The following is a 6,668-nucleotide window of genomic DNA, read 5'->3' on the forward strand; positions in this document are numbered from 1 at the left end:
CATGAAGTTGACGATTCGCATGAAATTATTGATGGGATTTCTGGTTGTGGTTGCACTGCTCGCCTTCGTAAGCACCTATGCCTTAAATCAGATCTATGTAATGTCCGAAACCTCCGAGGAAATCGATCAGGAGTGGATGCCGAGCGTCAGCTTACTTGGCATGATGAATGGTGACATTTCAGATGTGGAGCGGCTGGCTCTTGCCGTCATCGTTGAGACGGATCTGAGTGAAATTGCGAAGATGAATGAAGCTTTGGAGCAGCTCAAAGTCAAAATTGAGGATGAGCGCAAACAGCTGTTTACCCTCATTGAGGGCAGTGACGAAGCGATGGTAATGTATAATGCCTTCAGCACCAACTATGATGCCTATATGGCGAAAATGCCTGCCTTTATCGAATTTGGGTTAGCTAACAACTTTGAGGATGCCAGCAGGCTGCATACAGAGGCTTACCCGTTATGGTATACAGCCAATGACACACTCGCTCAGTTAATTGCCATGGGCAGTGATTTATCGGGACAGGCTACAAAAGATTCACTGTCAGAGGCCAATCGTGCATTCATTATCATTTTGGCGGTGACGATTATTTCCTTCCTGATTGCCTTATTTATAGCCTTCTTCATTGCAGCCATGATATCAAGACCCATTCAGAAAATGAATGCTTCGGCGTTGCTTATAGCGAACGGGGATCTAACCGGTGAAACCATCACACTTAAAAACAAGGATGAGCTCGGTACATTGGCTGCCTCCTTCAATACCATGACTGGTAACTTGCGGGCGATGATTCAATCCGTCTCCATGACTTCCGAGCAGGTAGCCGCTTCTTCGGAAGAATTGCTGGCGAGTGCAGAGCAAAATACGAAAGCCTCCGAGCAAATCTCCGAAACCGTCGAGGAACTAGCCTCTGGTACTTCTAATCAGGTGAAGATGGTGAATAATTCTTCACAGGCAATGAGCGAGATGGCCGATGGTTCGGAGCAGATCGCCCTCCTTGCCCAGAGCGTATCCGTACTCGCTGTAGATGCCGCGAATCAATCGGCTGAAGGCAATAAGGTTATCCGGCAGGCAGTGGACCAAATGGGCTCCGTCCGTACTTCCATATCCTCACTGACCGAGCTGGTTACCGGTCTGGGGGAACGCTCTGCTGAGATTGGCAGTATTACCGGGGTAATTAATACTATCGCAAGTCAGACCAATCTGCTCGCATTGAATGCGGCTATCGAGGCTGCGCGTGCAGGGGAACACGGCCGGGGCTTCGCTGTTGTAGCCGGAGAAGTACGTAAACTAGCCGAGGAATCCTCGAAATCCGCGCAAAAAATTACCGATCTTGTCCAGCTGATTCAGAATGATACGAACCATGCAATCCTGGCTGTGAAGGTGAACAGCAATGAAACCGAAGCCGGAATTGAGATTGTTACAGCGGCTGGAGAAGCATTCGAGCATATCTACGAAGCCGTGAACAGGGTCGCTGATGACATTCAGGGAGTAACTGCCGGTTCAGAAGAAATGTCAGCCAGCGCAGATGAAGTGGTCGGATATATAAGCCAGATCTCCAGCATTGCCGGGGAAGCATCCGGCGGGGTTCATAATGTATCTGCTGCAACCGAGGAACAGCTCGCTTCCATGGAAGAGATTGCAGCGTCGGCAGAATTCCTCTCTAAGATGGCAGAAGAATTGCAGGGACAGATCAACAAATTTAAAGTGTAGATAGTCACCATCAAATACTGCTCGTATGGAAAAGAGTCAGAATAAACAATATACTAGCTATACAGTTATTTGTTGAGGTGAATATCCAATGGATGAAATCGATGAATCAAAACAACTTGTATTACAAATCGGCAGTGCCTTGAAAAGGTACAGAAAAGAAAAAAACATGAGTCTGGAGGATTTAGCAGAATCAACGGGCGTAAGCAAACTTACTCTGGGTAATATCGAACGCGGAGAGACCAATCCGACTCTGGCGATGATATGGAAAATTTCAAAGGGCATCTCATTACCGCTGTTGGCTTTGTTCAAATCAGAGGACCCCGTCAGCTTGTACCGGGCAGGCGAAGGGCTCCGGTTTTCGAATGACAATAAGAATTGGAGCATAGAGCCCGTCTTCAAAAATGCCAGCAACGATATTGAAATGTGCCGGGCTTATTTAAACCCTAATAGTTCGTACCATCCTGAAGGTCATCATGTAAATACAACTGAAATTGCAACAGTAATGACGGGTTCTATTGAAATTCAGGTCAATGGAGAGCGTTACACCTTGAATCAATATGATACAATCAGTTTTCGTGCAGATAGTCCTCACTCTTATACCAATAATACGAATAGCGAAACAGTACTCCATATAGCCTTGAAATATGGTTTCTAAAATTCAAAGCCCCACTACAATATGCAACTCTGTATTCCATTTATATATGGGAACGCAGCGTTGCATTTTTGTTTTTAACGAATGTAATAATTTTAAATATTCAGGAATTAAATTCCTTAAAATCGTTAATTATAAAATACTTATTGTCAATTTTAATATATTATATTATACTTTCGTTGTCCGCGCGGATATTATACTATACTGTTCTGGTAGGAGAATGAAGAATGCCGAATAAAAAAAATTCACCATCATCTATTGGGCTGCTAATACTCGGCATTATCATTATTGCAGCTAATTTACGTGCTCCCTTAACCTCAGTCGGTCCTTTAGTAAGCCTTATAAGGGATGACGTTCATATTTCCAATACTTTAGCGGGCCTCTTAACAACGGTACCTCTGCTTACCTTTGCTTTATTATCGCCTCTAGTCCCAAAACTGGGACGGAAGCATGGAGTAGAACTTTTAATCTTGATTGCCCTGATCTTTTTGACTGTTGGTATTGGAGTACGTTCTTTATCTGGCGCTGTAAATCTGTATATTGGAACAGCAATTCTCGGATTCGCCATTGCGGTTTGTAATGTATTATTACCGAGTCTAATCAAACGTAATTTTCCTCACAAAATCGGTTCCATGACTGGTATTTTTGCAATTTCAATGAGTTTATCCGGAGCCGTCGCATCGGGAATCAGTGTACCGCTAGCCGCGGATGCTGGTTTCAAATGGCAGGGGTCCTTGGGAATATGGGGAATCCTAAGCTTCATATCGATTCTTTGCTGGTTACCTCAAATGAGAAATCATATGAAGCAAACAACCCTGACGGGCCAACAGCAGGCTGGCAATGATGTGAATGTCTGGCGTTCACCTCTTGCGTGGCAAGTGACGCTGTTTATGGGTACGCAGTCCATGATTTTCTATGTGCTGATCGCTTGGTTGCCTGAAATTCTACAACAGCAAGGCATTGACTTAAACCAATCAGGATGGTATCTCTCAATTATGCAATTAGCGCTGCTTCCCTTTACCTTTATTGTCCCTGTTATAGCCGGGCGTATGTCAAACCAGCGTTCCCTGGTGGTCATCACAACCATTTTACTTTTGACAGGAACGCTAGGAATGCTTTATGGAAGCTCCAATATCATTTTGTTGTGGATTATAATACTCGGAATTGGCGGAGGCTTCGCCTTTAGCTTATCCATGATGTTTTTCGGGTTACGTACTCATAACGCGCATCAGGCAGCAGAACTGTCAGGCATGGCCCAATCGGTCGGATACCTACTTGCCGCAATCGGCCCTGCCCTTATCGGTTATCTGCATGATGCCACAAACAGCTGGAACCTGCCGCTCTTCATTCTGCTTGGAGCTTCAGTCCTACTCTTCATAGTCGGCATAGGAGCAGCAAGTAACCGTTTTGTAGGCAGCAAGTCAAGTCAACGTGGTTAATGGCGGCCACAAGGATGTACAGCACGTAGAACATTAGCTCAAAAAACAGCGGCAGTCAAGGATATTATTACATCCATGGCTGCCGCTAAATATGCTTTGTAGCTGGTAATCATTGCTTTATCACTCATAGCTACCCAATCCAAACTCCAACCTTATCTTTTTCATGAAGTGCTACCTTTATCATTTCCAGCGCATTTCTTATTCTGAATTCAATAAAGTCTTTAATATAGTCAGTGTGTTGGCTTATAATATCTAAATTATCTAGCAAAATGAGGAATTCACTTTTCAGCTTTTCTATCTCCTCATTAAATACATAAATATCTGTATCTTTTAAAGAATGTACTAATTCACACCCAAGTTCACTAATTAATTCATTTCCCCAGAGCGTTTTTCTGCATGACTCGAAACCAAATAAATCATTGTGTGGTGCTGGTACCTGAGCTTCCAGGAGATTAGTATCTATTAATATACCTCTTTTTTCAATTAGACTAACTGTCAAACTCATCTAGTCCACCCTTTCAGTGAGTTCACTTCACAACGTTCGGCTGTCACTGCTTCCTGATCTCCTGTTTCTGAAGTTAACGCGTAAAATATTTGGTAATTACTCTCAATAATAGACAAGTGGGTGGATGAAATTTCAAAAAAAACCTTCATCTTGATTGTATTCATCATTATATTTCAAGGGTGTTCACTTAAGGATAACACTACCGAATATCCCGTACTTCCCTACCCACCAGTTATTGTATGGAATAACAAAGCCTACGTAGTTACTGATGACACAATAGCAGCAGAGCGGATAGGCAAAGAAATCGGAACTGTAAAAAGGTACATCGACCCGGACAAATCCTTGCCGGAGCAGGATGGCGATTCAACCATTGCCCCGAAGGGGAGTCCATTTTATGAAGTTGAGGGCCAGGACGAGGCTTCCGTTATCGCTGTCCAGATTGAAGGAGAGTATAGAAAAGCTTTCAGATAACTGCACGGTAATAGTCACTGCTGGGAAGCCGCGGCATCGTCAGCCTTCACACAATCAATGGCGACCACAATCGCGATGATGATGGCCTCCATCTCCTCTTTGAATACTTGAACACTGTAGCTATCGCCCCAGGTGAACCACTTCTTGTTGACTTCACCTATGACGGCTCCGCGTTGGATGACCTGAAAATCCATGTCCCACCAATTCCCATGCACCTCAATGTCAGCCGAATCTATCGTATAGCGTGCTTTCAGGAAAGAAAACTCCTTCTTAATCGTAAGCACCTCCCGGCCGTCCACCTCCACAAAAAACTTCGGTAAAAAGCTGAATACCTTCTTGGTAATCAGTGCGACTTCCTCATCAGCTGTATTCATAATGGAGAATGTCTTTGGAATCCGCATAAAACTGCCCTCTACATAATAGACATCCTGCTCCTGCTGATTCTTCACCGTAAACTTCTCTCTTAGACTGAACACCTTCTGCTTAATAAAAAGCTCCGTCATCCCCGTCTCCTCCTATGTCATAGAGTCTGATTGCTTTCTGAATACTATAAGTATGAGGCAACTATTTAACATTAACCAGCAATGTAGTCATTGACATACGCCCATGTATACAAAAAAAGCCTGAACCCTATGAACAGGCTCAGGCATTCAGGCATTTCAGTCACCGGCCGGGCTTGATGCCTACTTGAAGGTCTCCCTCCAATTCTCTGCGTTCGTCGCGAGATATAACTCCTTCAATTTGCCGTATTTCTTATACGGACAGCAAAATTCCTTACGCAGTACAAGCAGGCAAGCGTTACAGGAAATACAATCCGCCCTGGTGAGTCCTTCCCCGTGCAGCCAGCGGTTAGGCAAATCCGGCTCGGAAATAAGCGGACGGCACAGCGACAGGAAATCGGCGTTTCCGTTCTGCGCGATCTCTTCCATCCGCTCGATATTACGGTGTCCGCCTACCAGGATAAGCGGAATGGAGAGACGGATATCCTTGATATAATCATAATAATACGACTGCTTGGCAAGCCCGCCAATCTTCGTTCTTGCTTCGGGAATCGGGACCGGTGTAAAGCCTAATTCGTCCTCGGACCGGACGAGACAATCCCACATGCCCCCGCTTACCTCGATGGCGTCGACGCCGGTCGTTGCGATTTCGTCCAGCAGCTCCGGGAAGTTATCCTTGTTAATGCCGCCTTCTACGTGATCGTCGCAGTTCAGCTTGATGAGGATCGGAAAGTCGCCAACTTCCTCTCTCGCCAGCGCAACGATGTCCCGGATAATGTTCGCCCGCTTCTGCACCGAACCGCCGTACCTGTCAGTACGCCGATTCGTATAAGGGGACAGGAAGGAGCTGAGCAAATAGCCGTGCGCCGCATGAAACTGCACACCGTCGAACCCGGCTTTTTGAACCCGGACAATCGCATTGGCGAAATACCGGATGATTTGCCCGATTTCTTCCGGCTGCAGCTCCCGGGCTTTTTTGATCAGAATCGGAGACTCCACAGCCGAGGGCGCGATGCAGTCCGCCGTTACATAGTGATGCACCTGCCGGCCGGGATGGTTTAACTGCGCGATGACGATGCATTCCGGATCGGTCTCATGAACGGTGTGTGCGATTTTGGCTACCTCGGGAATGAATTCGTCATCGTAGATGCAATATTGGCCCTCCGTTCTTTTGGCCGTCGGCGTTGCCGCCATGGCGCCGGTAACGATGGTTCCGACTCCGCCCAGCGCCAGATCCTTGTACACCTGCAGAACCGATTGCGATATTTTCCCGTCCGTCGACATTTGGCTCTCACCTGTAGCAGAGCGCACCAGCCGGTTTTTCATGACGAGATTGCCGATTCTTCCTTCGGAATATACCTTATAATGCTGCCTGCTCATGAGTAAGTCCCCCATT

The 6,668-nt window shown here is 45.9% G+C and carries 7 protein-coding genes; 4 read left to right on the forward strand and 3 right to left on the reverse strand.

Translation table 11 applies throughout. The annotated features are described in order from the left end of the window. The first annotated feature begins 1 nt into the window (after position 1). The 3 genes from NSQ73_RS19860 (at position 2) to NSQ73_RS19870 (ending at position 3,796) form a co-directional block, all read left to right on the forward strand. Entirely contained in the window at positions 2-1,705 is a 1,704-nt protein-coding gene (locus NSQ73_RS19860) for a methyl-accepting chemotaxis protein (RefSeq protein WP_042141026.1), read from the forward strand. An 88-nt stretch (positions 1,706-1,793) separates the two neighbouring features. Then, positions 1,794-2,360: a helix-turn-helix domain-containing protein gene (locus tag NSQ73_RS19865; protein WP_042135880.1), complete on the forward strand. Its 567-nt coding sequence runs from the start codon at positions 1,794-1,796 to the stop codon at positions 2,358-2,360. A gap of 224 nt (positions 2,361-2,584) precedes the next feature. Further along, positions 2,585-3,796 carry a CynX/NimT family MFS transporter gene (locus NSQ73_RS19870; RefSeq protein ID WP_042135879.1) on the forward strand — a complete coding sequence of 404 codons (1,212 nt, stop codon included), beginning with the start codon at positions 2,585-2,587 and terminating at the stop codon, positions 3,794-3,796. A gap of 130 nt (positions 3,797-3,926) precedes the next feature. Here the strand turns inward: NSQ73_RS19870 and NSQ73_RS19875 are convergent, their stop codons facing one another. Further along, positions 3,927-4,301, reverse strand: a complete 375-nt coding sequence (locus NSQ73_RS19875) for a hypothetical protein (RefSeq protein WP_076244342.1) — start codon at positions 4,299-4,301, stop codon at positions 3,927-3,929. 120 nt (positions 4,302-4,421) lie between these two features. Here NSQ73_RS19875 and NSQ73_RS19880 point away from each other — a divergent pair, with 120 nt between their 5' ends. Next, positions 4,422-4,772: a hypothetical protein gene (locus NSQ73_RS19880; RefSeq protein ID WP_042135878.1), complete on the forward strand. Its 351-nt coding sequence runs from the start codon at positions 4,422-4,424 to the stop codon at positions 4,770-4,772. Positions 4,773-4,786: 14 nt separating this feature from the next. Here NSQ73_RS19880 and NSQ73_RS19885 read toward each other — a convergent pair whose 3' ends face one another. After that, positions 4,787-5,275: an LURP-one-related/scramblase family protein gene (locus tag NSQ73_RS19885; RefSeq protein ID WP_076244340.1), complete on the reverse strand. Its 489-nt coding sequence runs from the start codon at positions 5,273-5,275 to the stop codon at positions 4,787-4,789. A 180-nt stretch (positions 5,276-5,455) separates the two neighbouring features. Further along, entirely contained in the window at positions 5,456-6,652 is a 1,197-nt protein-coding gene (locus NSQ73_RS19890) for an NADH:flavin oxidoreductase (RefSeq protein WP_340987834.1), read from the reverse strand. Positions 6,653-6,668: the final 16 nt, after the last annotated feature.

It is taken from the genome of Paenibacillus sp. FSL R10-2736 (genome assembly GCF_038000245.1).
GTDB lineage: Bacteria > Bacillota > Bacilli > Paenibacillales > Paenibacillaceae > Paenibacillus_AQ > Paenibacillus_AQ phytohabitans.